The organism is Paraburkholderia fungorum (assembly GCF_046026025.1).
Classification (GTDB): Bacteria; Pseudomonadota; Gammaproteobacteria; order Burkholderiales; family Burkholderiaceae; genus Paraburkholderia; species Paraburkholderia fungorum_E.
Map to the genome: position 1 here is coordinate 338,259 of NZ_JAQQFL010000001.1, position 24,165 is coordinate 362,423.

Below are 24,165 nucleotides of genomic sequence, written 5' to 3' on the forward strand. Positions count from 1 at the left end.
CTAGACTCGGGTCACTTTCTTCCTGTTCTGACACACACAACCTGAACGAGATGAACACCATGACGCCTGAACTTGCGCTCAAACATATCTGGACGACAGCGGAATGCGACCCGACTGCGCTGAGGTCCGTTTCGCTCGCCGGCACCGATCCGGGATTGCCGTCGGTCTACCGGGTCGGCACGTTGGCCTCGGCGACCATCGCCGCGGCCGGTCTTGCTGCGGCCGAATACCAGCGCTTGCGCACGGGGCGCAGGCAACACGTCACGGTGGAGATGCGGCGCGCGTTGGCCTCGTTTCGCAGCGAGCGCTATCTGCGCATCGACGAGGGCCCGCCGCCCGCTTTGCGCGATCCGGTGATGGGCTTCTACGCAACGCGGGACGAGCGCTGGATTCAACTGCACACAAACTTTCCCCATCATCTTGCCGGGGTGCTGAAGGTGCTCGGCTGCGCGAACGATCGCGCGGCGGTGGCCGAGGCGATTCGCGGCTGGGATGGTGCGACGCTTGATCAGACGCTCGCCGACGCCGGCTTGTGCGCGGCCCTGATTCGCTCACCCGACGAGTGGGCCGCGCTCGATCAGGCGAAAGCGATTGCGGGGCTGCCCTTGTTCGAGATCGAGCGCATTGGCGACGCGCCGGTCGAACCGCCGCGCCGCGACGGGGTAGAACGGCCGCTGGCGGATGTGCGGGTGCTGGACCTGTCGCGCATCATCGCCGGGCCGGTGGCGGGGCGCGCGCTCGCGCAGCACGGCGCGGACGTGTTGATGATCAACGGACCGCATTTGCCGAACATTGCGCCGCTGGTGATCGACAACGGGCGCGGCAAGCGCTCGGCGGTTGTCGATCTGCGCGATGCCGCCGGGCGGGAAACATTACGTGCCCTTGCCGGCGGGGCCGATGTGTTTTTGCAGGCATATCGGCCAGGCGCCCTGGCGGCGCTCGGGTTTGGCGCCGAGGAACTGGCGCGGGTGCGGCCGGGGATCGTCTATGTGTCGGTTTGCGCTTATGGGCACACGGGACCTTGGGCCGGGCGGCGCGGCTTCGATAGCCTGGTGCAGTCGGCGAGCGGGATTGCTTTAACCGAGCGCGACGCGGCGGGATGGACTGAACCCAAGCATTTACCTTGTCAGGCGCTGGATCATGCGACGGGGTATCTGGCCGCTTTCGGCGCGATGGCCGCATTGGCGCGACGTGCCACCGAAGGTGGGAGCTGGCACGTGCGGGTATCGCTCGCGCAGACCGGACGGTGGCTGCAGTCGTTTGGATTGCTGCCGGACGGCTGGAAAGCGCCGGATGTTTCGAGCGACGACGTGAAGGATTGCCTCGCGACTGTTCAGTCCGAGTTCGGGCGTGTTCTGGGAGTGCTGCCGGCCGAGCGGCTGGATGAGACGCCCGCCTTTTTCGCGTTGCCGCCAGCCCGGATCGGGGCGCACGAGGCGACATGGGCGTGAAGACAGCGGGCCGGTCCGGCGCCTGCTGTTACTCGCGCGGGGCCGGGTTGTGTGCGTACGGCGCCTCGCCACGGGCGCCGCGCAATGCCGCCGTGTGGCCGCAAGACTACTTCCTCAACTCCGCCACGAAATCATAGTAATCGTTGCGACAGTAAGTGTCGGTCAGCTCGATCGCGCGCTGATCCGCTGTATATCCGACGCGAGTGATCAGCAATAGCGCTTCGTTATGAGCAATGCTCATCTGCTGCGCAATCTCTTCATTCGCGTTCACCGCACGGAAATGCTGCAGCGCGCGCACAATCGTCAGTCCGCGATTTTCCAGGTACGAGTACAACGAATCGCCAATTGCCTGAGGATCGGGAATCACCGCAGCAGGGAAGGTGGAATTCTCCACGGCCATCACGATGCCGTCGGCGAGGCGCAAGCGGCGCAGCCGGGTGACAGCCGCCGCCGGCGACAAGCCCAGTTGAATCACCTCGTCGCGGTTAGCCGGCGAAATTTCGCGCGACAACCATTTTGAACTCGGCGTAAAACCGCGTCGCCGCAGCATTTCGCTGAAACTCGACAGACGCGACAGCGGATCTTCATAGCGGGGCGTGATGAAGCTGCCCGCACCCTGAGTGCGCCGGATCAATCCCTGTTCGACCAGCAGGGCAATGGCTTTGCGCGACGTGATCCGCGATACGCCGAGCGCTTCGGACAGTACGCGCTCGGAGGGCAGCGCCTCGCCCGCGTTCCAACGGTTTTCGTGAATCGCAGTGCCGAGCTTGCGCGCGAGTTGCAGATACAGCGGCGTGTCGTTTTCCGGGTCCGGGCGCAGGTCGCGCCAGCGGTCTTCCGAGGCAGAGGTCATGGGGCTCACGCAAGAAGGGCAAGCGGCAATTCTAAGACATCGGCGCGCTCCGTTATAGCAGGCTTTTGCCTGGCGTCCGATCCGATGCTCGGGCAACCGCTAAACTCGTCCCTATGATTGCCGTAGCGCGCGCCCGCATTCGCCTGCGCAGCCGCATCGACGACCATGCGTTGTCCGCGCGCGCGTGGCGATCCGCTTAGCCATCTTTGCCACTTTAGCCACTTCCACCTTTAGCCACTTCGAGGAAAAAGCATGACGACCGATATCGCAAGCGTAGGCCTGCCCGACGGCGAGCGTATTCCCAAACTGGGGCAGGGCACCTGGGAGATGGGCGAGCAGCCGGCGCGCCGCGCCTCGGAAATCGCCGCGCTGCGCTGTGGTATCGAATTGGGCATGACGCTGGTCGACACGGCGGAGATGTACGGCGACGGCGCCACCGAATCGCTCGTGGGGGAAGCGCTGGCGGGACTGCGCGATCAGGTGTTTCTGGTCAGCAAGGTCTATCCGCATAACGCCAGCCGGCGCGGTGTGATCGCGGCCTGCGAGCAGAGCCTCAAGCGCCTGAAAACGGATCGGCTCGATCTGTATCTGCTGCACTGGCGCGGTTCGGTGCCGCTCGCGCAAACCGTCGAGGGATTCGAGGCATTGCGCCGCGCGGGCAAGATTCGCCACTGGGGCGTTAGCAATTTCGACACGGATGATATGGAAGAGCTTGTCGCCACGCCCGGCGGCGAGGCATGCGCGACCAATCAGATTCTCTACAACGTTGCGCGCCGTGGAGCGGAATTCGACCTGTTCCCGTGGCTCGCCGCGCGCAACATGCCGGCAATGGCATACAGCCCGGTCGACCACGCGCGCCTGCCGAAGCGCTCGCCGCTCGACGACATCGCCGACGCACGCGGTGTTTCGATATTTCAGGTTGCGCTAGCGTGGGTGTTGCAAAAGCCCGGCGTGTTCGCGATTCCGAAAACGGGGCGCGTCGAGCATGTGCGCGACAACCATAGGGCATCGCAACTGTCACTCGATGCCGATGAACTCGCCGCCCTCGACACATACTTCAAACCGCCACGCAGCAAGCGGCCACTCGAAATGCTGTAAGTGCCGTGGCGGCTGCTGGCGGGCCGTTATCAGGTCGTGAAGGGGCTGCTAACGAAGATCGGCGGGGCGCGCTTGCGCGGCTGTGGCTCGCCGAGCCGGCGTTATCAATTGCAGCCGTGATGCAGGTGGACGGAACCCAGAACGGCGACTTCAGCGGGCGTGTGCTTGAGCGAATCTTCGTTGACCTGGGCGGCGTCGGCGATGAATTCGTCGACGATCGACGACACCGGCGTCTTGTGCAAGCACAGCGATACCCGTTGCGTTTCGTTAGGCGGCAGCGATGCGCGCTGGCCGAGGAACAGCACACCGTACTGATAGCCGTGGATGATGCCGCGGATCGCACCGACGCACTGACCTTGCGCGACGTTGTCGTTTTTCAGTTTGCAGGTTTGTGCGAGTGAATAGGCGGAGAAGGTGGGGTCGACGGGCGGAGCGGCTTGCGACAGGGTTTGTGGCTGCGGCTCGGCCGACGTGGCAGGGGCCTGCGCCGGGGTTTGAGCCGGGGTTTGAGCATGAGCGAGCGATGCGAGGCCGAGCGCGGTGACCATCAGCAGGCCGGCGGCCGTGCGCGCCATGGGGTGGGGGACGTTTCGTTGCATGTTGTGGTGCCCTCATATCGAACGTTGAATCTGATATGAGGCAATCGCTTCGGTTTGGTTCCGGCGGCGGGTGACGCGATTGATCGTTTGGGTTTTAAACCTGTGCTCGAGCCGCTTGTTCGCTTGTTCGCTTGTCAGCTTTGGCGGTTCGTGCGCATTGTCAGCCGCGCTGCGAGCGCCGTCGGAACAAACCGGCCTCGGGCGGTGACGCTCGACCGGGGGATCGAGACATCACCGCCGTTGCCGGGGGACTGCGGGCGGGATACGGAAGGTTGTCGTTAGCGTCGGGTAGGGCGCGGGGGCCCCCTACCCGGGAACCAGGCCAATACTAGTGCCCGTTTCCTCCGCCATTGCCACCGCCACCGCCGCCGTTACCGCCGCTACCCTTGCCTCCGTGACCGCCGCCGAAGCCTCCGCCAAAGCCGCCGCCGAACCCGCCACCGAAGCCACCGCCAAAACCACCACCGGGGCCGCTACCGCAACCGCAGCCGCCGCTCCCGCTGCTGCCGCCGCTGCTGCCACCACCGCTGCTGCCGCCACCGCTGCTGCCACCGCCGCTGCTGCCACCGCCGCTGCTGCCACCGCCGCTGCTTCCACCGCCACTGCTTCCACCGCCGCTGCTACCACCGCCGCTGCTTCCGCCGCCGCTGCTGCCGCCGCCGCTGCTACCACCGCCGCTGCTGCCGCCGCCGCTGCTTCCGCCGCCACTGCTGCCGCCGCCGCTGCTACCACCGCCGCTGCTTCCGCCGCCACTGCTTCCGCCACCGCTGCTACCACCGCCGCTGCTTCCACCGCCGCTGCTTCCACCGCCACTGCTTCCACCGCCGCTGCTTCCGCCACCGCTGCTTCCGCCACCGCTACTGCCACTACCCCTGCCGCCGCCACCGGCCGCGCCCGAGCCTGCCGCGCCGCCGGCACCATTGCCGCTCGCACCACCGCTACTGCTTCCCGCGCTCGCTGCTCCACTGCCGCTGCCAGGGCCGTTGCCGCCGGCATAACGCGTGCAGCCGCCGACACTGGTGGTGATGCAGTTGCGCGGACTGAACACTACGGCCGCATCGTCGGCGGCGGTCGGTTCGTCGGGCGCGGTGCCGGCGGCCGCTGCGCCCGCCGCCGCGCTGTCGTCCTGAGCGAGTTGCGTCGCGCCGTGCGCGCTGCTTGCCGGCTGCGGCGCACCGGCAGTCGGCATCCACTTGGGGATCACATCCGTCGACGCTGAATACGCGACCTGGGTGACGAGTAAAGCCACACCTGCCACGATCGCCGCACTTCGCAGAACCCCGCAGTAGTACTGATTGAATTTTCTGGTTTTCATCACGTCTCTCCCGAGGGAACGCCGACACCTCGCTGCCGTCATTTCCCACGCTGATTCCTCGACGGCGGGCCTGTCTGAACGCGGGCCACACCGTCCCCCCGGACTCTGGCTTGCGGATGCAAGTCAAGCACCATCACTGCCTTCCCGGCTCCGTAGCCGGTGCGCTGACAAGCGCTTGCATGCGCGTCAGCCGATACCGTCCCGGCGCGCTTTTTGTCACGTATCGCTTCTTGTTATGGCGATTTCCAAAAGCGGCGCTTCAGACGATTTCCCGATCTCTTTGGTCCCGAATGTCTGGTCAGTACTTAGCGATATCCATGCCATTGGCCGCAAAGCCTTGCGGCGACGGGTGTCGAATAGGGGGCTGCGATGGCGGGGCGGAAAAAACGCATGAAAACGTTTCGGCGATGAAACGCACCCCCGGAAAGCCGCGTTATTCGTTGCGCGCGGCGTTTTCCGACCCATTAATGGAGGCTTGGCCGGTGTCGTCGCGCGAGGCGGCTTGCAGCACACGCAGTTCGTCGACGGGGATGTGGCAGCGGATGCGATGCGCGGACGGCTGGGCAGACTCGCCGCTACCGGCTTCGAGGAAGGGCGGGTCTTGCTGCTCGCAAATTGCTCCCAGCTTGCGCGGGCAGCGCGTATGGAACACGCACCCTGACGGCGGCGATGCCGCGCTCGGGAGATTGCCGGACAGGCGGATGCGGGCACGGCTGTCGTGGGCGTCGAGCGTCGGCACCGAAGACAGAAGCGCTTCCGTATAAGGATGATGCGGGCCGCCGAAGACCGCGCTTGCCGGTCCGATTTCCAGCAGCCGGCCGAGGTATAGCACCGCGATGCGATCCGACAGATAGCGCACCACGTGCAGATCGTGCGAAATGAATACGTAGCTCACGCCGCGCTCGCGTTGCAGATCGGCGAGCAGATTGAGAATCGCAGCTTGCACGGAGACGTCGAGCGCGGATGTGGGTTCATCGCAGACCACCACGCGCGGCTCACCAGCAAACGCGCGGGCGATCGCCACGCGCTGCTTGAGTCCACCGGACAATTGGCGCGTGCGCGAGCCGAGATAGCGCTCGGGCAAGCGCACCGCCGCCGTCAAGGTGGCAAGCCGTTCGTCGATCGCGGCGCCACGCAAGGCGGTGAGGCGCGATAACGCGCGGCCGATCAGCCGCTTTACCGAATGTGCGCGATTGAGTGCCGAGTCCGGATTCTGGAACACGATCTGCAGGGACTTGACCTGTTCGTCGTTGCGTCGCGTAACACGCGCGGCGAGCGGTGAACCGTCGAGTTCGAGTACGCTGCCCGCGTCCGGTGTGAGCAGGCCGAGCATCAGTTTCGCGAGCGTCGTCTTGCCGCTGCCGGACTCGCCCACCAGGCCGAGCGTTTCGCCACTGGCGAGATCGATCGAGACGCCGTCGACCGCGCGCAGCGGGGCGCCCGATACGTGGAAGGTCTTCGAGAGTTTGTCCGCACGCAGCACGAGAGCAGGGCGCTCGCTGTCGCGCAATGCGCCGTCGAGCAGCGGCAATGCTTCCGCGGACGCACGCGGCAGTTCGATTGCGCGTTCGTGATAATGGCAGCGCGACATCTGATCGCCATGCGCGGCGCTCACCCGATACGGCGGCGGCGCTTCGCGGCGGCAGCGTTCGTCGGCGAGGCGGCAACGGTCCGCGTAGATGCAGCCTTGCGTGACCGAGCCTGGTAAGGGCAGATTGCCCGCAATGGTATCGAGCCGCTCAGTGTCCTTGCTGCGGCCCGCGCCCGGCAAACAGCGCAGCAGTCCAACCGTATAGGGATGACGTGGCCGCGCGAACACGTCCTGGGTCGCGCCTTCCTCGACCAGCTTGCCGGCATACAGCACGCCGACGCGCTCGCACATCCGTCCGATCACCGCGAGGTTGTGGCTGATGAACAGCACGGCGGTGCCGAGTTCTTTGCGCAACTGCGCCACCAGATCGAGCACCTCGGCCTCGACGGTGGCGTCGAGCCCGGTAGTCGGTTCGTCGAGAATCAGCAAGGCCGGGTTCGAGGCGAGCGCCATCGCGATGACCACGCGCTGCTGCATGCCGCCCGACAACTGATGCGGATAACTGTCCATCACGCGTTCGGGCGAAGCGATGCGCACACGCTGCAGTATCTCGACCGTGCGTTGCAGCGCTTCGTCACGTGAGACCCCGGCAGCCTCGAATGCTTCCGTGACCTGGCGCGCGATCGTCAGTGACGGATTCAATGCGCGCCCCGGGTCCTGATAGACCATCGAAATCGCGTTCGCGCGCATCGTGCGCAATGCGTCGGCGTCGAGCTTCTGCACGTCCTGGCCGGCGATGATGATCTTGCCGGCCTTCACCTTGCCGTTGCGCGGGAGATAGCGCAGCGCCGCCATCGCGACCGTCGATTTACCGCAACCCGATTCGCCGACGAGACCATAGGCTTCGCCCCGTCGCACGCGAAACGAAACGTCCTGCAGCACTTCGCGATCGCGTCCGCGCATCCGGTACGTGACCGTCAGACCTACTACGGTCAGCGCATCACTGCGATCGCTCTTCGACACGTCGAAGGCCGGGAACGAGGCGGGCGGCGGGCCGTTCATCGGTCGAGCACTCCTTGCACGCTATCGGCGATCAGATTCACGCCGACCACGAGCGAGGCGATGGCGCCGGCCGCGAACACCACCGTCCACCATGCACCGCCTGCCATCAGCGTGTACGACTCGGACAGCGCGAGTCCCCAGTCGGCGGAAGGCGGCTGAATGCCGAAGCCGAGGAACGACAGCGTGGCGACCGCGAAAATGGCATAGCCGAGCCGCACGGTCGCCTCCACGATGATCGGCGGCAACACGTTCGGCAGAATCTCCGCGAACATGATGTACGGCGCTCGCTCGCCGCGTAGTTGCGCGGCGGCCACGTAGTCCAGATGCCGTTCGGCGAACACGGCGGCGCGTACCGTACGCGCGGTGATCGGCGTGAAGGTGATGCCGATCACGAGGATCACGGTGAAGTTCGACGCGCCGACCGCGGCCAGCGCGAGCAACGCGACGATCACGAGCGGCAGCGCGAGCACGGCGTCGATCGCGCGGCCCACGACGTTGTCGACCCAGCCCTCGAAGTAGCCGACGATCAAGCCGAGGGCCGTTCCGGCGACCGTGCCGAGCAGGGTCGCCAGCGGTGCGATGGTCAGAATGTCGCGCGCGCCGACGATCACGCGCGAGAACACGTCGCGGCCGAGCTGATCGGTGCCGAACCAATGCGTGCCGTCGGGCGGCGTCAGCGAGTTGAGCGGATCGGAGGCATACGGGTCGATCCGCACGAGCCATTGCCCGGCGATCGCGCAGGCGATCCACCATCCGACGATCAACACGCCGATCACGAACGTGGGCGAGCGCAGCAGCACACGCAACTGGTCGAAGCGCGGTTCGGCAGCCGGACGTGGCGCGGGTGGTGCGGCCGGCGGAACGATGGTGCTCATTCGGCGCTCCTCACTCGCAACCGCGGATTGAGCAGGACGTGCAGCGCATCGGCGACGAGATTGGCGACGGTGTAGACCACGCCGATCGTCAGCACGCCCGCTTCGAGCATCGGGAAGTCTTTGGCCTTGGCGGCGTTGTAGATCAGCGAGCCGATGCCTTGATAGTGGAACAGCGTCTCGACTACCACGAGACCGCCGATCATGTAGCCGAGTTGCGTCGCGGCGACGGTGATGGTCGGCAGCAACGCATTGCGCAAGACGTGCCGCCAGATCACGGTGCGGCGCGGCAAGCCTTTGAGGATCGCGGTGCGGGTGTAATCCGCGTCGAGTGCTTCCACGGTGCCCGCGCGGGCCATCCGCGCGATGTAGCCGAAAAACACCAGCACCAGCGGCAACACCGGCAGAATCAGATGCCGCAATTGTTCGAGCGCGCCCGCTTCGGGCGGATACGACGCTTCGGTCGGCAGCCAGCGCAGCCACACGCCGAACACCAGAATCAGCACGATCGACGAAACGAACTCCGGTACTACGGTGGCCGACAAACCGGCGATGCTGATGGTGCGATCGAGCCAGCGCCCCGCATGCATCGCCGACCACACACCGCCCGCAATGCCGAGCGGCACGACGACGATAAACGCGAGCAGGCCGAGCCTGGCCGAATGCGCGAGCGCCTCGGCGATAAACGGGCCGACCGGTTCGCGGTATGCGTAGGAGAGCCCCATGTCGCCGCGCACGAAATGCGAGATCCACTCCACGTATTGCGTCAGGAGCGGACGGTCCGCGCCGAGCTGGTGATTGAGCGCGGCGACCGCGCGCGCATCGGCGAGCGGCCCGAGCACCGCGCGGCCGATATCGCCAGGCAGTAACTGGCCGCCCGCGAACACGATCACCGACAGCAGCCACAGCGTGATCAGCGACAAACCGAGTCGCGTCGCCAGAAATCGCACGACGCGGCCGGTGCTGCCGCTCGAGACCGGGGAAGCGGAAGGGGTCACCGTGGTCGACATCGTGAACTCCTGCCGGAGAATTGCCCTGCGTTCGACATTACGCGCTCAGCACCGCGCGATCGAAATAGAGCTGCGCGAGCGCGGTGAAGCGCACGCCATTTACACCCTTGCGCATGGCAATCAGTTGATCGTAGAAGAACGGGATGATGACGGGCGTTTCGTCGAGCAACAGCGTCTGGATCTGTCCGGAGATCTTCCGCTGCGTACCCAGGTCGATCGCCGCGACGAACTGCGCGACCAGTTGATCGTATTGCGGGTTCTTGAAGTGCGCGGCGTTCCACGTGCCGGTGCTGGTGAGCGGCGCATTCAGGAACACGTTCGGCACACCGCGGTGACCGTAATCGGTGATGCCGAGCGGCGAGTCGAGCCAGTCCGATTTACCCGGCGTGCCCGCGCCGTAGTACAGCGACTGGCTTTCCACTTTCAGATTGATGCGCACGCCGATTGCCTTCGCCGCGTTCTGCACGACCACCGCGAGATCGGGAATCTCCATGTACTTTTCGGTGGTCAGCGTGACGTCGAAGCCGTTCGGCACGCCCGCTTGCGCGAGCAGTTGCTTCGCTTTCGCGATGTCGATCCTGCGTTGCGCCACGCCGGCATCGGAAGACGGAAACACCGGCGCGAACGGGCTGTCGTTGCCGAGTTGTGCGCGGCCCTTGAACAGACCTCGCACGAGCACGTCGCGATCGAGCGACAACGCCAGTGCCTGGCGTACGCGCTTGTCCTTGAACAGCGGACTGTCGTTGCGCATGTGAATCTGGCGATGCGCGCTCGACTTCACGCCGACCGCTTTGTAGTCCGGATTGTTCAGGATGCCGGCGCCGCCCTGCACGGTAAAGGTGCCCATCACGTCGGCCTGATGACCTTGCAGTGCGAGCAATTGCGCCTGTTCGTCGGCGTAAAAAGAGAACTGTACGCGTTGCGGTAACGCTTTGTCGCCCCAGTAATCGGGATTGCGCACGAACGATGCGCCGACCTTCGCCTGATACTTTTCGAGCTTGAACGGACCGGTGCCGATGAAGCTCTTTTCATAACCGCCCGCATAGTTCGCGGGCAGGATCACAGCGTTGTAATTGTCCGACGAAACGTAGTACGGGAAGTTGCCGTTCGGGGCGTCGAGATGGAAGGCGACCGTGTGTTCGTCGACCACCTTCGCGCCGCCTTTCGAGAGCACGCCCTTGAGCACCGAGAGCGCCGCCGAACCGCTCGCCGGATCGGCGAGACGATCGAAGGTGGCGACGACGTCCTTGGCACCGAATGTCTGGCCATCGTGGAATTTGACGTTCGGCCGTAGCGTGAAGGTCCACACATCGCCCTTGTCGTTCGGCTTCCACGACAAGGCAAGCGCCGGCTTCAGCACGAGCTTTTCGCCGTCGTCGTCGATCAGGAATTCACCGGTCTGGTCCAGTAGCGCGAGACTCGCGGCATCCGTCACGGTGAGCGGATCGACCGCGCCGGCCGGCGTCAGGTGAGCCACTCGGATCGTCTGGTTAGAGGGGCTCGGTGCGCCTTGCGCACGCGCCAGCGGTGCATTCAGTACGCCGCCGCCGGCCAGCGACAAACCGATCACGCCGGCATAGCGCAGCAGATCGCGGCGCGTGATACGGCCGGCAATGAATTCGTCGATGGCGTGATTGCCGTAAGCGTCGGCGGTGCGGCGGGCCAGCTCGAGTTCGGGAAGTCGATCCGCGGGAGTCTTCATTGGTGGAGTGTCCAGTCCGTTCTGCTGTCGGTTCTGAAGGGCCGCGCCGGATGCGCGCGACGGGCGGCTGATTGCCATGACGAAAAACTGCACTGTGCCGCCATGCTGGAATGCGGGTTCAGTGTAAGCGATTGCCCTGCGGTTCGGAGCGCCTGCCGCGCGGTCCGGTCTCCGGATGGCGGATAAAAGGGCCGGTGTGTGTCGTCGTCACAACGCTCGGCGGCCTGTCTCATCAGACGCCCACGAAAGCGCAGGATGTCGCAGCGCGGGAATCGCTGCTGCGCCGCCGCCGCCGTCGTCGCCGTGGAAACGTTACCGATCGTTTTGCGAAAGCAAGTTGGATTTACCGTGCAACGGCGCGAGGACGGCGCCAGCGATGGACCAGCACCGAGCCGATCCAGCACACCACGAAGGTGGCGACGATGCCATAGCCCAGTTCGCCGAAGCGCTCGTTGAGGCTCGCCACCGCGTCCCATACGCCGCCGTTCAGACCGAGTTTGTCCGATAGCAGTCCCAACGCTTCAACGCCGCCTATGACAATCGCCACCACCGCCGAGACGAACGTGATGCTCGCGTTGTAGTAGAGCTTGCGCTTCGGATCGTCCATGGCCCAGCCGTAGGCGTGGACCATCAGCACGTTGTCGGTCGAATCGACCAGCGTCATGCCGGCGGTGAAGAGCGCCGGGAACACGAGGATCGAGTACAGCGGCAGACCTTTGCCGGCTTCGGACGCGGCAATCGCCAGCAGGCCGATCTCGGTCGCGGTGTCGAAGCCGAGGCCGAACAGCACGCCGACCGGGTACATGTGCCAGCTTTTCGTCACGAGCCGGAACATCGGCCGCAGCGCGCGCGACAGCAGACCGGCGGGCGCGATGCTGGCCGCAGTTTCAGCAGCGAGTTCGCCGCCGCGTTGGACATGACGATAGCGGCGCCACACGTCGCGCAGAATCACGAGGTTCACGCACGCCAGCACCAGCAGAAACACCGCGGATACGACGGTGCCGATCGTTCCGCCCACCGCCTTGAAGCTCTCGAAGCGGCCGTGCAGCGAATGCGCGGTCCATGCAATGCCGGCCGTCGCCAGGATGACGATCGTCGAATGGCCCAGCGAAAACGACAGGCCCACGCCGAGCGGCCGCTTGCCCGCCTGCATCAGCTTGCGCGTGACGGCGTCGATCGCGGCGATGTGGTCCGCGTCAACCGCGTGACGCAGACCGAAGCCATACGCGAGCAGCGCCGTGCCGAGCAGTAGCGGATAGTGGCGAAACGCGATCAGCGCCCACGCCCATGCACCGAGATTGGCGGCGATCAGGACGGCATATAGCGTGATGAGGCGAGGGCGCAGCGAGGCAGTCGGCGTCATGAGTGGCGTGAAAAAGGTTTAGTGGTCGTGCGGATGCTTGTGAATCGGATCGACCCAGAAGACCGTTTCCGGCGCTTCCACCGCGTCGATGTTCAGATTCACCACCACCGCTTCATTGTCGCTGCGCACCAGCACGCATTCGAGCGGCTCGTCGGTGCGCGCGTTGATCTCCTGATGCGGCACATACGGCGGCACGAAGATGAAGTCGCCCGGGCCGGCCTCGGCCGTGAACTCCAGATGCTCGCCCCAGCGCATGCGCGCCTGCCCGCGCACCACGTAGATCACGCTTTCGAGCGCGCCGTGATGATGCGCCCCGGTCTTCGCATTCGGATGGATTGTCACGGTGCCGGCCCAGATTTTCTGCGCGCCGACGCGCGCCGCGTTGATCGCCGCGGCGCGATTCATGCCGGGTGTTTGCGCGGTATTGCTGTCGAGCTGGTCGGCCTTGATGACCTTGACGCCGTGTTCGCGCCAGTCGATCGGCGCCGGCGGCTGCTCTTCCTTGTAATGCGGGTGTTCGTGATCCTGGCTCATGGTGTGTCTCCTCGTGGACGGGCGTCCGGATGCCGGGCGCGGCGCCTTGCGGCATTTTTGCACGTTCAAAAACGTGTGTGTTGCCTGCGGCCGCGGGTGGTTTCGGGGACGAAAAAAAAGCCCATCCACAGAGGACGGGCCTTTTGCTGTCTGCCTTCATCGCGTCGCGGGCTGCTGCACCTGGCATGCAGCAGCCTTCGGCGCCTTACTTCTGCTTCGCGTTGATCACGGCTTCCGCGACGTTGTTCGGCGTTTCAGCGTAGTGCTTGAACTCCATCGTGTAGGTCGCGCGGCCTTGTGTGGCCGAACGCAGCGATGTCGAATAACCGAACATCTCCGCGAGCGGCACTTCGGCACGCACCAGCTTGCCGCCGCCCCCGGCGATATCTTCCATGCCCTGCACCATGCCGCGACGGCTCGACAGATCGCCCATCACGTTGCCCATGAAGTCTTCCGGCGTTTCCACTTCGACGGCCATCATCGGTTCGAGCAGTACCGGCCTGGCCTTGCGCATCGCGTCCTTGAAGGCCATCGAACCGGCCATACGGAATGCGTTTTCGTTCGAGTCGACGTCGTGGTACGAACCGAAGGTCAGCGTCACTTTCACGTCGACCACCGGATAGCCCGCCAGCACGCCCGCTTTCAGCGTTTCCTGAATGCCCTTGTCGACCGCCGGAATGTACTCACGCGGAATCACGCCGCCCTTGATCGCATCGACAAACTCGTAGCCTTTGCCTTGCGGCGCCGGTTCGAGCGTGATCACCGCGTGGCCGTACTGGCCACGGCCGCCCGACTGTTTGACGAACTTGCCTTCGACATCCTCGATCTTGTTGCGCACCGTTTCGCGGTAAGCCACCTGCGGCTTGCCGACGGTCGCCTCGACGCCGAACTCGCGCTTCATCCGGTCGACCAGAATTTCCAGGTGCAACTCGCCCATCCCGGAGATGATCGTCTGACCGGATTCTTCGTCCGTCTGCACGCGGAACGACGGGTCCTCCTGCGCCAGACGATTGAGCGCGATGCCCATCTTTTCCTGGTCGACCTTGGTCTTCGGCTCGACGGCCTGCGAAATCACCGGTTCCGGGAAAATCATCCGTTCGAGAACGATCACGTGCTGCGGATCGCACAGCGTATCGCCCGTGGTCGCTTCCTTCAGGCCGACTGCGGCGGCGATGTCGCCCGCGTAGACTTCCTTGATTTCCTTGCGCTCGTTGGCATGCATCTGCAGGATCCGGCCGAGACGTTCCTTCTTCTCCTTGACCGCGTTGTAGACGGTGTCGCCCGAATTCACCACGCCCGAATAGACGCGGAAAAAGATCAGTTGGCCGACGAACGGGTCGGTCATGATCTTGAAGGCGAGCGCCGAGAACGGATCGTCGTCGCGCGGATGACGCTCGATTTCCTTGTCGTATTCGTCGTGGCCCGTGATGGCGGGAATGTCGACCGGCGACGGCAGATAGTCGATCACCGCGTCGAGCATGGCCTGCACGCCCTTGTTCTTGAATGCGCTGCCGCACAGCATCGGCACGATCTCGTTGGCGATGGTGCGCACACGAATGCCGTGCTTGATTTCCTCTTCCGTCAGCACACCGCCGTGGAGGTACTTGTCGAGCAGTTCCTCGCTCGCTTCAGCGGCCGCCTCGACCATCTTGTCGTGCCATTCCTTCGCGGTATCCGCGAGTTCAGCCGGGATGTCACGGTACTCGAACTTGATCCCCTGGTTTTCTTCCTCCCAGTAGATCGCCTTCATCTTGACGAGGTCGACCACGCCCTGGAAATGATCTTCCGCACCGACCGGAATCTGGATCGGCACGGCGACACCCTTCAGGCGATCGCCGATCTGCCGCTGCACGCGGAAGAAGTCCGCGCCCACACGGTCCATTTTGTTGACGAACGCAATGCGCGGCACCTTGTACTTGTTCGCCTGACGCCACACGGTTTCGGACTGCGGCTGCACGCCGCCGACCGAGTCGTACACCATGCACGCGCCGTCGAGCACGCGCATCGAGCGTTCCACTTCAATCGTGAAGTCGACGTGGCCCGGGGTGTCGATGATGTTGATCCGATGTTCGGGATAGTTGCCGGCCATGCCCTTCCAGAAGGCGGTGGTAGCCGCCGACGTGATGGTGATGCCGCGCTCCTGCTCCTGTTCCATCCAGTCCATCGTCGCAGCACCGTCGTGAACCTCGCCGATCTTGTGGGTCACGCCTGTGTAGAACAGGATGCGTTCAGTAGTGGTGGTTTTGCCGGCGTCGATGTGAGCGCTGATGCCAATATTCCGGTAGCGCTCGATGGGAGTCTTGCGGGGCACGTGAACCTCCTTGAAATGGCGCGCCTGAAACGCTTGCCGGACAACAGTCTGTGCCGTCCGGGGAGCCTCTTTGCTGCTTTGCTAAGAATACTAGGATAGCGCGTCGGCCTGTCTTTTGCAGGAATCTTGCCAGCCGCGCGTGACGGCCTGCTGGTAAGGCTCCCGGCGCGGCCCGGGGCGCCATCGCGCGGTGCCCGGCGTTGCCTCGTTCCGCTTGGAACGCAAAAAAGCCGGCGCCTCGCGAAAGGCACCGGCTTTTCCGGAAAGAGGCCGCAGAAGAAGCGGCAGGATGTCGCCGTGGCGGCGCGCGTTTATTGCGCGGCCGGCAACCCCTGGATTTTCATCCCCGGTTTGATGCCTTTCGACGAGAACCACCCCTTGCTCATTTCCAGCGCATACACGCCGTTGTTCTTCGGGCAGTGATTGTTGGTGGTTTCGGCCTGCATTTCGTCGATGTCGGTGACCGTGCCGTCGGCGCGCATGAAAGCGATCGACAGTGGGATCAACGTGTTCTTCATCCAGAAGCAATGCACGGCGTTCTCATTGAAGACGAACAACATGCCTTCATTCGGCGCAAGCGTCGTGCGATACATCAGGCCTTGTTCGCGGTCCGCGTCGTTGGCGGCGACGGCTGCGTCGATCACGAACATGCCCGCTGTCAGCTTCGCGCGCGGAAAGTCGCCGGGCTGCTTCGCGCCGGCCGGCATCTGTTGCGCATGAGCGGGGGCAGCAGTGGTCGCGGCGAACGATATCGCGGCGAGCGGCAGTGCAACGGCAACAGCGAAACGCGCAATCAACGAGCGCATGGGAAATCGCACGGCATGACTCCTTGCTGGAAATTAACCCGCGAATGTTACGCGAGCGCGTCAAAAACAAAAAGGCAGATCGCCTTGCGGTGATCTGCCTTTCAACGTCGTAAGAACGGCAATGAAGCGTGTTCTTGACTGCGTTTTTACGACAAACTTACTCCGATGCGCCCGAAGCTGCAGCTGCTGCTGCCTTCTTGTGCGACTTCTTGTGCGACTTCTTGTGTTCAGCCTTCTTTGCCGACGAAGCTGCTGCTGCCGGAGCTGCCGATGCTGCCACCGGTGCCGAAGCTTGTGCGAATGCTGCCGTTGCGAAGAGGCCAGCGACCAGAGCGGCGATCAGTTTGTTCATTTTGTAAATCCTCAGCTTGAGTTAATTAACCAAATGACCCGGTTATATGTAGAGTCATGTCGGTAAACGTGCCATCCACCTTTCGGTTGACAGCCGCATCGACATTTTTTTCGACGCGTCTGCTTAGCGCTCAGACTCCCAGTACTCACCGCGCGAACGGCTTGTGCAAAGGCCCTTAAGGCTGAATGCCGGATAGCTTCGGGCGGCATCTGCGTCGAATAACGCGTGAGCGCGCGCGCTGGTTGACGTGTTTTTTGTGGAAAATTTATATGCCGACGTGCTGGTGGAAATGAATGGCTGAGCGGCGATCGCGAACGCAATTGTTTCACGCGTTTTTACGTTGGTTTCACGCGCTATTTTTGTTTGTGGATACAACGAGTTAGCCTTTTCGCCGCGATTCCAGATACAAGCTTGAGATGAGTTCGATGCGAGTTCGATGCGGACATGGCGCGCAGACGAACAACGTCAAACGATGCCATCCCATGGCGCCTTTAGCGATAACTCAACACTCTCTCCTGGCTGCAGTCCCAGCGAAAAAATATCGAGTGCGCCGATACCGGCGCGTACGAGACGCAACGTCGGAAAACCGACCGCAGCGGTCATACGCCGCACCTGACGGTTCTTGCCCTCGGTAATCGACAATTCGATCCACGTGGTCGGAATCGCGGCGCGATAGCGGATCGGCGGCGTGCGGGTCCAGAGCGAGTCCGCAGGCTCGACGTACCCGGCGCGGCAGGGCTGGGTCACGTAATCGCCGAGATCGACGCCGCGCGCGAGCTTCTTCAACGTGGCGTCGTCGACCGCGCCTTCTACTTGCGCCCAATAACGTTTGACCAGTTTGTGACGCGGTTCGGCGATGCGGGCTTGCAGCGCGCCGTCGTCGGTGAGGAGCAGCAAGCCTTCGCTATCGGAGTCGAGCCGGCCCGCCGGATAGACGCCGGGCACTTTCACCCAGTCGGCCAGCGACGCCCGTGTTTCGTGCGGCGAAAACTGACAGATGGTGCCGAACGGTTTGTTCAGGGCGAGAAGTCGCATAAGGGAGTCGATGAAGGCCGGGCGGCGCTGCCTGCTGCGGTGGCATGCCGCACAAGCCGGGAGGGACGCTGGACCGATAGTAAATCGCGGAATAATAATGCATAATCGGTTTCTATAAATCTTATGTCTTATATAAGACATAAGAGTAAGACGCCTCGCTGATTTTGATTCTCGACAATGTTGGAAAACCCCGAGCCGTTCCGGCCTCGTTGCCGCGTCGGCGTGGGCTAGAATAGGCGACCAGGCCGCTCGCGGGCGTCCGGCATTGCGCGTAGCGAGGAGCACCCAGTTTCCGCAGTCTCCCATCAGCTTTCAGCACAGCCTTCACTGGAGTCCGATCATGCCGTATCAGCACATCAAGGTTCCGACCGGCGGTGACAAGATCACTGTCAACGCAGATTTCTCGCTCAACGTTTCCGACCAGCCGATCATTCCGTATATCGAAGGCGACGGAACGGGCTTCGACATCACGCCGGTGATGTTGAAAGTGGTGGATGCGGCGGTAGAAAAAGCCTACGCGGGCAAGAAGAAAATCCACTGGATGGAAATCTATGCCGGCGAGAAATCGACCAAGGTGTACGGCCCGGACGTGTGGCTGCCGGAAGAAACATTGCAGGTGCTGAAGGAATACGTCGTCTCGATCAAGGGGCCGCTCACCACGCCGGTCGGCGGGGGCATCCGTTCGCTGAACGTCGCGCTGCGTCAGGAACTCGATCTGTATGTTTGCCTGCGCCCGGTGCAGTACTTCAAGGGCGTGCCTTCACCGGTGCGTGAGCCTGAGAAGATCGACATGGTGATCTTCCGCGAGAACTCGGAAGACATCTATGCGGGCATCGAGTGGCCCGCCGGGTCGGAAGACGCGAAGAAGGTCATCAAGTTCCTGCGCGAAGAAATGGGCGTAAAGAAGATCCGCTTTCCGGAAACCTCGGGGATCGGTGTCAAGCCGGTGTCGCGTGAAGGCACGGAGCGCCTTGTGCGCAAGGCGATCCAGTATGCGCTCGACAACGATCGCCGCTCGGTCACGCTCGTGCACAAGGGCAACATCATGAAGTTCACGGAAGGCGCTTTCCGCGACTACGGTTATGCGCTGGCGCAGAAGGAATTCGCCGCGGAACTGATCGACGGTGGCCCGTGGATGAAGATCAAGAATCCGAAAACGGGTGGCGATGTCGTGGTGAAGGACGTGATCGCCGATGCGTTCCTCCAGCAGATCCTGCTGCGTCCGGCGGAATATGACGTGATCGCCACGCTGAATCTGAACGGCGACTATGTGTCGGACGCACTGGCCGCGCAAGTCGGCGGGATCGGGATTGCGCCGGGTGCGAACATGTCGGATTCGGTCGCCATGTTCGAAGCCACGCACGGCACCGCGCCGAAGTATGCCGGTAAAGACTACGTGAATCCGGGTTCGGAAATTCTCTCGGCCGAGATGATGCTGCGTCATCTGGGCTGGACTGAAGCTGCCGATCTGATTATCAAGTCGATGGAAAAGTCGATTCTGCAAAAACGGGTCACCTATGACTTCGCGCGTTTGATGGAAGGCGCGACGCAAGTGTCCTGTTCGGGCTTCGGTCAGGTGTTGATCGAGAATATGTAAGCGATTCGCGCCGGCTCGTCCGGCTTGAATTCAAACCCCCGGCGCCCAGAGGCGACCGGGGGTTTTTCGTTTTGCAGCGCTCAAGCGCGTCTGTGCCCGCATCGCGCATTCCTACAGCGTTCACTCAAAATTCAACTTCCCATTGCGACGTTTCGAGAGGTCGACTCCGACCGATATTGAGATGCTTCGCGCATTCGGTCGGGTACGGTAGGCCGGGCTGGAAATCGCGCCTGCCTGTCAGCGCGGCGCGCCCACCTGCCTGTCAGCCAAACCACTTTCCCTCCACGCGAGTGACAAAACAATGACCTACAAGAATGTCTTTGCCAAAGTGTATGTCGCCACACCCAGCTATGGCGCTGTCGTAACGACCGACTATGCGCTCGGATTGCTCGACCTCTACGACGCGGCGGCTCGACACGGCTTTGGCATGCAAATCAACTTCAATAGCTTCGACAGTCTGATTACCCGCGCGCGTAACACGATGGTCGCTGAGTTTCTCGCGGACGATCGATTCACGCATCTGATGTGGATCGATGGCGATATCGGCTTCAAGGGGGACGACGTCGTTCGCCTTCTGCAGGCGGATCGGCCGGTGGTGGCGGGGGTCTATCCCTTGAAGATCGACGGGTGGCCCGCCGCCGGTCTGGACGAGCCGATCCCCGCCGGTTCGACGAAAGCCGACTTCCGGGCGCGTTACGCCATGTATCCCGCCGTGGTACGCAACGATGCACTCGAATCAGACGCGGACGGTTTTCTCGATGTCCTTTATGCGCCGACCGGCTTCATGCTGATCAAGCGAGAGGTGTTTCTCGCGCTGATGCAGCGGTTTCCCGAGTTGAAATGCCGCTCAAAGCTCGCGGGGCGGCCGGAGTTCGATACGGGCGCCGCGGCGGCATTCCTTTACGCGTTCTTTGACACGACGATCGACCCCGAGTCGGGCCTGTATCTGTCGGAGGACTATGCATTTTGCCGGCTGATCGAAAGTATTGGCATCACGCCCGCGGTGGATACCCGCTCGAATCTGCGCCACCAGGGCATTGCGGTGTACGAAGGCGATCTCGCCCGCAGCCTGACGGTACAACGCAGTCGGCGGCCGGCCGACGCTGCGGCCGGTCGTGCCCCCGAGTCTTCCGAAATGTAAGATTCGGGGCCGGCAACGTCGCGCACCCGGCGTTAGCGTCTATCCGCCACGCGACGTCGACCAGAGGCAGGTTTAGAGGCTTGCCCCCAAAAAAAGAAACCCGGCACGAAGCCGGGTTTCAAAGGACGGGTATCGAACAGTTTCAGGCAGGTGCCTGGATGTTCGATGCCTGTTTGCCTTTCGGGCCTTGCACGACCTCGAAGGTTACTTTTTGACCTTCCTTGAGGGTCTTGAACCCATTCATCTGGATGGCCGAGAAGTGTGCAAACAGATCCTCGCCGCCTTCGTCAGGCGTGATGAATCCGAAACCTTTTGCGTCATTGAACCATTTGACCGTACCAGTTGCCATTCCAACTTCCCCTGTAACTCATGTCACTACCACGAGCCCTCGAAAAGCTCGACGACCGCGTGATGCAGCCGCTCCCTCCTCACAAGCTCACCATCGGCATTTTTTCGATTTATGGCTCAGTGAAAAAAGTGCCAGCTTGATTGTTGAGGCTCTTAATTCGAGTGTCAAGAAAATTTTGAGACGTCGTTGTCGTGTTGCAAACAGGCGTTTCCAGGGTTTTTCCGGCTTTTGTTTTGTTATGTGCGGTTGCCCGAGCGGGGTGTCTTGAAAAGTCGCATAATCGACTCACATGCTGTTCTGCGGGTTGCACAAACTACCGGTGCAGGCGGGGCGAGCACCTTCAGCCAGTACTGGCAGGTTGTGCGATACTCGATCCGACTGCGGCGCAGCAAGACTGCGACGCTTCACAGGATAGGGGCCGGCTCTGCAATCGGCTCGTCGAATGACGCAACGCCGTGGGGGTAATTACCCATAAGGCGGTGGCGAACGGGCTCACCGGCCGGTCGGCCGGGTTTTGACAGGATTGCGGGCCTGTCCTAGTTGTTTAGAATGGGTGTATGGCGATTATCCCGGACAAGCAGGACAGCACCGTACTGGAGCGGCAGGAGAAGAAGCTCAAGCCGCCATCCATGTACAAGGTGGTGCTGCTGAATGACGACTTCACGCCAATGGAATTTGTCGTGATGATCGTGCAGGAATATTTCAATAAAGATCGTGAAACCGCAACGCAGGTGATGTTGAAGGTGCATCGCGAGGGCAGGGGAGTTTGTGGGGTCTATACGCGGGACATCGCGTCGACCAAAGTCGAGCAAGTCGTTACCCACGCACGGCAGGCCGGGCATCCGCTGCAGTGTGTGATGGAGGAAGCATGATTGCCCAGGAACTGGAAGTCAGCCTGCACATGGCGTTCATGGAAGCACGCCAGGCGCGGCACGAGTTCATAACGGTCGAACACCTTTTGCTGGCACTGTTGGACAATCCAACGGCGGCGGAGGTGTTGCGTGCATGCGCGGCCAATATCGAGGATCTGCGCCAGAACCTGCGCAATTTCATTCATGACAACACGCCTACCGTGCCTGGCACGGACGACGTCGACACGCAGCCCACGCTGGGCTTCCAGCGTGTGATTCAGCGCGCGATCATGCATGTGCAGTCCACCTCGAATGGCAAGAAGGAAGTGACCGGCGCGAATGTGCTGGTGGCGATCTTCGGCGAGAAGGATTCGCATGCGGTGTACTACCTGCAACAGCAGGGCGTGACGCGTCTCGACGTGGTGAATTTCATCTCGCATGGCATCGCGAAGACCAGCAGCACCGACGCCGCGAAAGCGAGCGACGCGAATGCCGAGTCCGACGAAGCCGCCGCGCAGAAGGAAACGCCGCTCGCCCAGTTCACGCAGAACCTGAACCAGATGGCGAAAGACGGCCGCATCGATCCTTTGATCGGGCGCGAGTCGGAGGTCGAGCGCGTGGTGCAGGTGCTGTGCCGCAGGCGCAAGAACAATCCGCTACTGGTCGGTGAGGCCGGCGTCGGCAAGACCGCGATCGCCGAAGGGCTCGCCTGGCGCATTACGCGCGGCGAAGTGCCGGATATTCTGGCCGATGCCCAGGTGTATTCGCTCGACATGGGCGCGCTGCTGGCCGGCACCAAGTATCGCGGCGACTTCGAACAACGCCTGAAGACGGTCCTCAAGGAATTGAAGGAACGTCCGCACGCCATTCTGTTCATCGACGAAATTCATACGCTGATCGGCGCGGGCGCCGCATCGGGCGGCACGCTGGACGCGTCGAATCTGCTGAAGCCGGCGTTGTCGTCGGGCACGCTGAAGTGCATCGGCGCGACCACGTTCACGGAATATCGCGGCATCTTCGAAAAAGACGCGGCGTTGTCGCGCCGTTTCCAGAAGGTCGACGTAACCGAGCCGACCGTCGAGCAGACGGTGGCGATCCTGCGTGGCCTGAAGTCGCGCTTCGAAGAGCACCACGGCGTGAAGTATTCGTCGGGCGCGCTGTCGGCAGCGGCGGAGTTGTCGGCACGCTTCATTACGGATCGTCATTTGCCGGACAAGGCGATCGACGTGATCGACGAAGCGGGCGCGGCGCAACGCATCCTGCCGAAGTCGAAGCAGAAGAAGACCATCGGCAAGAACGAGATCGAAGAAATCATCTCGAAGATTGCGCGCGTCCCGCCGCAAAGCGTGTCGCAAGACGATCGCAGCAAGCTGCAAACGCTGGATCGCGATCTGAAGAGCGTGGTGTTCGGGCAAGACCCGGCTATCGACGCGCTGTCGGCCGCGATCAAGATGGCGCGTGCGGGCCTCGGCAAGCTGGACAAGCCGATCGGTGCGTTCCTGTTCTCCGGCCCCACGGGCGTCGGCAAGACGGAAGTAGCGAAGCAACTGGCGTTCACGCTGGGGATCGAGCTGATCCGCTTCGACATGTCGGAATACATGGAGCGCCATGCGGTGAGCCGTTTGATCGGTGCGCCGCCGGGCTATGTCGGTTTCGATCAGGGCGGTCTGTTGACTGAAGCCGTGACGAAGAAACCGCATTGCGTACTGCTGCTCGACGAAATCGAGAAAGCGCATCCGGACATCTACAACGTGCTGCTGCAGGTGATGGACCACGGCACGCTGACGGATAACAACGGCCGCAAGGCGGATTTCCGTAACGTCATCATTATCATGACGACGAACGCGGGCGCCGAGGCAATGGGCAAGTCGGTGATCGGCTTCACGAATCGTCGGGAAACCGGCGACGAAATGGTCGACATCAAGCGCATGTTCACGCCGGAGTTCCGTAACCGTCTGGACGCAACGATCAGCTTCCGCTCGCTTGATGAGGAAATCATCATGCGTGTGGTCGACAAGTTCCTGATGCAACTGGAAGATCAGCTGCATGAGAAGAAGGTCGACGCGCTCTTCACCGACGCACTGCGTGCTCACCTCGCGAAGCACGGTTTCGATCCGTTGATGGGCGCACGGCCGATGCAGCGTCTGATCCAGGATACGATCCGTCGTGCACTGGCGGACGAACTTTTGTTCGGCAAGCTGATGAATGGCGGGCGCGTGACGGTCGACGTGGATGCGGAAGACAAGGTGCAATTGACCTTCGACGAGCATCCGGCGCCGCGCAATCCGAATCCGGAAGCGGTCGAGGTCGAGTAAGTCAGTCGAGGGACGCTT

Annotated in this window: 21 protein-coding genes; 7 read left to right on the top strand and 14 right to left on the bottom strand. The window is 62.8% G+C overall.

Annotation, left to right across the window (positions count from 1 at the left end):
- Window positions 1–59 precede the first annotated feature (59 nt).
- Window positions 60–1,451 (top strand): CoA transferase, encoded by a 1,392-nt coding sequence (locus PQR67_RS01545; RefSeq protein WP_408453495.1) that lies wholly within the window; start codon window positions 60–62, stop codon window positions 1,449–1,451.
- A 106-nt stretch (window positions 1,452–1,557) separates the two neighbouring features.
- On the opposite strand, the gene PQR67_RS01550 is transcribed toward PQR67_RS01545, so the two are convergent.
- Window positions 1,558–2,304 (bottom strand): GntR family transcriptional regulator, encoded by a 747-nt coding sequence (locus PQR67_RS01550; RefSeq protein ID WP_120349280.1) that lies wholly within the window; start codon window positions 2,302–2,304, stop codon window positions 1,558–1,560.
- Window positions 2,305–2,556: 252 nt separating this feature from the next.
- Here PQR67_RS01550 and PQR67_RS01555 point away from each other — a divergent pair, with 252 nt between their 5' ends.
- A complete protein-coding gene (locus PQR67_RS01555) occupies window positions 2,557–3,402 on the top strand; it encodes an aldo/keto reductase (RefSeq protein ID WP_408453498.1) in 846 nt (281 codons plus the stop codon).
- Window positions 3,403–3,506: 104 nt separating this feature from the next.
- On the opposite strand, the gene PQR67_RS01560 is transcribed toward PQR67_RS01555, so the two are convergent.
- A complete protein-coding gene (locus PQR67_RS01560) occupies window positions 3,507–4,001 on the bottom strand; it encodes a hypothetical protein (protein ID WP_408453501.1) in 495 nt (164 codons plus the stop codon).
- A gap of 306 nt (window positions 4,002–4,307) precedes the next feature.
- Window positions 4,308–4,997: a hypothetical protein gene (locus tag PQR67_RS01565; RefSeq protein WP_408453504.1), complete on the bottom strand. Its 690-nt coding sequence runs from the start codon at window positions 4,995–4,997 to the stop codon at window positions 4,308–4,310.
- Window positions 4,998–5,002: 5 nt separating this feature from the next.
- On the opposite strand from PQR67_RS01565, the gene PQR67_RS01570 reads away from it, so the two are divergent.
- On the top strand, window positions 5,003–5,131 hold the full coding sequence (locus tag PQR67_RS01570; RefSeq protein ID WP_408453507.1) for a hypothetical protein: 129 nt from the start codon (window positions 5,003–5,005) through the stop codon (window positions 5,129–5,131).
- 618 nt (window positions 5,132–5,749) lie between these two features.
- Here the strand turns inward: PQR67_RS01570 and PQR67_RS01575 are convergent.
- The 10 genes from PQR67_RS01575 to PQR67_RS01620 form a co-directional block, all read right to left on the bottom strand.
- The gene (locus tag PQR67_RS01575) at window positions 5,750–7,909 is read right to left on the bottom strand and encodes an ABC transporter ATP-binding protein (protein ID WP_408453510.1); all 2,160 of its coding nucleotides are present in this window, start codon (window positions 7,907–7,909) and stop codon (window positions 5,750–5,752) included.
- A complete protein-coding gene (locus PQR67_RS01580) occupies window positions 7,906–8,784 on the bottom strand; it encodes an ABC transporter permease (protein WP_408453513.1) in 879 nt (292 codons plus the stop codon). The genes PQR67_RS01575 and PQR67_RS01580 overlap by 4 nt, the downstream gene beginning before the upstream one ends.
- Window positions 8,781–9,791, bottom strand: coding sequence for an ABC transporter permease (locus PQR67_RS01585; RefSeq protein WP_408453516.1), 1,011 nt, complete (start codon window positions 9,789–9,791; stop codon window positions 8,781–8,783). The genes PQR67_RS01580 and PQR67_RS01585 overlap by 4 nt, the downstream gene beginning before the upstream one ends.
- 37 nt (window positions 9,792–9,828) lie before the next feature.
- The gene (locus tag PQR67_RS01590) at window positions 9,829–11,493 is read right to left on the bottom strand and encodes an ABC transporter substrate-binding protein (RefSeq protein ID WP_408453520.1); all 1,665 of its coding nucleotides are present in this window, start codon (window positions 11,491–11,493) and stop codon (window positions 9,829–9,831) included.
- A 343-nt stretch (window positions 11,494–11,836) separates the two neighbouring features.
- On the bottom strand, window positions 11,837–12,856 hold the full coding sequence (locus PQR67_RS01595) for a HoxN/HupN/NixA family nickel/cobalt transporter (protein WP_408453523.1): 1,020 nt from the start codon (window positions 12,854–12,856) through the stop codon (window positions 11,837–11,839).
- Window positions 12,857–12,874: 18 nt separating this feature from the next.
- A complete protein-coding gene (locus tag PQR67_RS01600) occupies window positions 12,875–13,390 on the bottom strand; it encodes a cupin domain-containing protein (protein WP_408453526.1) in 516 nt (171 codons plus the stop codon).
- Between the two features lie 205 nt (window positions 13,391–13,595).
- Complete coding sequence (gene fusA / locus PQR67_RS01605) at window positions 13,596–15,701, bottom strand: elongation factor G (RefSeq protein ID WP_408453529.1); 2,106 nt, start codon at window positions 15,699–15,701, stop codon at window positions 13,596–13,598.
- A 311-nt stretch (window positions 15,702–16,012) separates the two neighbouring features.
- Window positions 16,013–16,519, bottom strand: coding sequence for a DUF192 domain-containing protein (locus PQR67_RS01610; RefSeq protein WP_028197905.1), 507 nt, complete (start codon window positions 16,517–16,519; stop codon window positions 16,013–16,015).
- Between the two features lie 145 nt (window positions 16,520–16,664).
- On the bottom strand, window positions 16,665–16,859 hold the full coding sequence (locus PQR67_RS01615; RefSeq protein ID WP_408453532.1) for a hypothetical protein: 195 nt from the start codon (window positions 16,857–16,859) through the stop codon (window positions 16,665–16,667).
- A gap of 465 nt (window positions 16,860–17,324) precedes the next feature.
- Window positions 17,325–17,894, bottom strand: a complete 570-nt coding sequence (locus tag PQR67_RS01620; protein ID WP_408453535.1) for a pseudouridine synthase — start codon at window positions 17,892–17,894, stop codon at window positions 17,325–17,327.
- Between the two features lie 340 nt (window positions 17,895–18,234).
- Here PQR67_RS01620 and icd point away from each other — a divergent pair, with 340 nt between their 5' ends.
- Together icd and PQR67_RS01630 are read left to right on the top strand one after the other, a co-directional pair.
- Window positions 18,235–19,491 carry an NADP-dependent isocitrate dehydrogenase gene (gene icd, locus PQR67_RS01625; RefSeq protein WP_408453538.1) on the top strand — a complete coding sequence of 419 codons (1,257 nt, stop codon included), beginning with the start codon at window positions 18,235–18,237 and terminating at the stop codon, window positions 19,489–19,491.
- Between the two features lie 301 nt (window positions 19,492–19,792).
- The gene (locus PQR67_RS01630) at window positions 19,793–20,632 is read left to right on the top strand and encodes a hypothetical protein (protein ID WP_408453541.1); all 840 of its coding nucleotides are present in this window, start codon (window positions 19,793–19,795) and stop codon (window positions 20,630–20,632) included.
- Window positions 20,633–20,774: 142 nt separating this feature from the next.
- On the opposite strand, the gene PQR67_RS01635 is transcribed toward PQR67_RS01630, so the two are convergent.
- A complete protein-coding gene (locus PQR67_RS01635; RefSeq protein WP_007180614.1) occupies window positions 20,775–20,981 on the bottom strand; it encodes a cold-shock protein in 207 nt (68 codons plus the stop codon).
- 557 nt (window positions 20,982–21,538) lie between these two features.
- Here PQR67_RS01635 and clpS point away from each other — a divergent pair.
- On the top strand, window positions 21,539–21,853 hold the full coding sequence (gene clpS / locus PQR67_RS01640) for an ATP-dependent Clp protease adapter ClpS (RefSeq protein ID WP_028197902.1): 315 nt from the start codon (window positions 21,539–21,541) through the stop codon (window positions 21,851–21,853).
- Window positions 21,850–24,147 carry an ATP-dependent Clp protease ATP-binding subunit ClpA gene (clpA, locus tag PQR67_RS01645; protein WP_120289911.1) on the top strand — a complete coding sequence of 766 codons (2,298 nt, stop codon included), beginning with the start codon at window positions 21,850–21,852 and terminating at the stop codon, window positions 24,145–24,147. Before clpS ends, clpA begins: the two co-directional genes overlap by 4 nt.
- Window positions 24,148–24,165: the final 18 nt, after the last annotated feature.

What these genes read in the sequence shown, in the direction of transcription:
- PQR67_RS01545 (WP_408453495.1), top strand. Translation starts at nt 60, where the DNA reads ATGACGCCTGAACTTGCGCTCAAACATATCTGGACGACAGCGGAATGC.
- PQR67_RS01550 (WP_120349280.1), bottom strand. Translation starts at nt 2,304, where the DNA reads ATGACCTCTGCCTCGGAAGACCGCTGGCGCGACCTGCGCCCGGACCCG.
- PQR67_RS01555 (WP_408453498.1), top strand. Translation starts at nt 2,557, where the DNA reads ATGACGACCGATATCGCAAGCGTAGGCCTGCCCGACGGCGAGCGTATT.
- PQR67_RS01560 (WP_408453501.1), bottom strand. Translation starts at nt 4,001, where the DNA reads ATGCAACGAAACGTCCCCCACCCCATGGCGCGCACGGCCGCCGGCCTG.
- PQR67_RS01565 (WP_408453504.1), bottom strand. Translation starts at nt 4,997, where the DNA reads ATGCCGGCGGCAACGGCCCTGGCAGCGGCAGTGGAGCAGCGAGCGCGG.
- PQR67_RS01575 (WP_408453510.1), bottom strand. Translation starts at nt 7,909, where the DNA reads ATGAACGGCCCGCCGCCCGCCTCGTTCCCGGCCTTCGACGTGTCGAAG.
- PQR67_RS01580 (WP_408453513.1), bottom strand. Translation starts at nt 8,784, where the DNA reads ATGAGCACCATCGTTCCGCCGGCCGCACCACCCGCGCCACGTCCGGCT.
- PQR67_RS01585 (WP_408453516.1), bottom strand. Translation starts at nt 9,791, where the DNA reads ATGTCGACCACGGTGACCCCTTCCGCTTCCCCGGTCTCGAGCGGCAGC.
- PQR67_RS01590 (WP_408453520.1), bottom strand. Translation starts at nt 11,493, where the DNA reads ATGAAGACTCCCGCGGATCGACTTCCCGAACTCGAGCTGGCCCGCCGC.
- PQR67_RS01595 (WP_408453523.1), bottom strand. Translation starts at nt 12,856, where the DNA reads ATGACGCCGACTGCCTCGCTGCGCCCTCGCCTCATCACGCTATATGCC.
- PQR67_RS01600 (WP_408453526.1), bottom strand. Translation starts at nt 13,390, where the DNA reads ATGAGCCAGGATCACGAACACCCGCATTACAAGGAAGAGCAGCCGCCG.
- PQR67_RS01615 (WP_408453532.1), bottom strand. Translation starts at nt 16,859, where the DNA reads ATGAACAAACTGATCGCCGCTCTGGTCGCTGGCCTCTTCGCAACGGCA.
- PQR67_RS01620 (WP_408453535.1), bottom strand. Translation starts at nt 17,894, where the DNA reads ATGCGACTTCTCGCCCTGAACAAACCGTTCGGCACCATCTGTCAGTTT.
- icd (WP_408453538.1), top strand. Translation starts at nt 18,235, where the DNA reads ATGCCGTATCAGCACATCAAGGTTCCGACCGGCGGTGACAAGATCACT.
- PQR67_RS01630 (WP_408453541.1), top strand. Translation starts at nt 19,793, where the DNA reads ATGACCTACAAGAATGTCTTTGCCAAAGTGTATGTCGCCACACCCAGC.
- PQR67_RS01635 (WP_007180614.1), bottom strand. Translation starts at nt 20,981, where the DNA reads ATGGCAACTGGTACGGTCAAATGGTTCAATGACGCAAAAGGTTTCGGA.
- clpS (WP_028197902.1), top strand. Translation starts at nt 21,539, where the DNA reads ATGGCGATTATCCCGGACAAGCAGGACAGCACCGTACTGGAGCGGCAG.
- clpA (WP_120289911.1), top strand. Translation starts at nt 21,850, where the DNA reads ATGATTGCCCAGGAACTGGAAGTCAGCCTGCACATGGCGTTCATGGAA.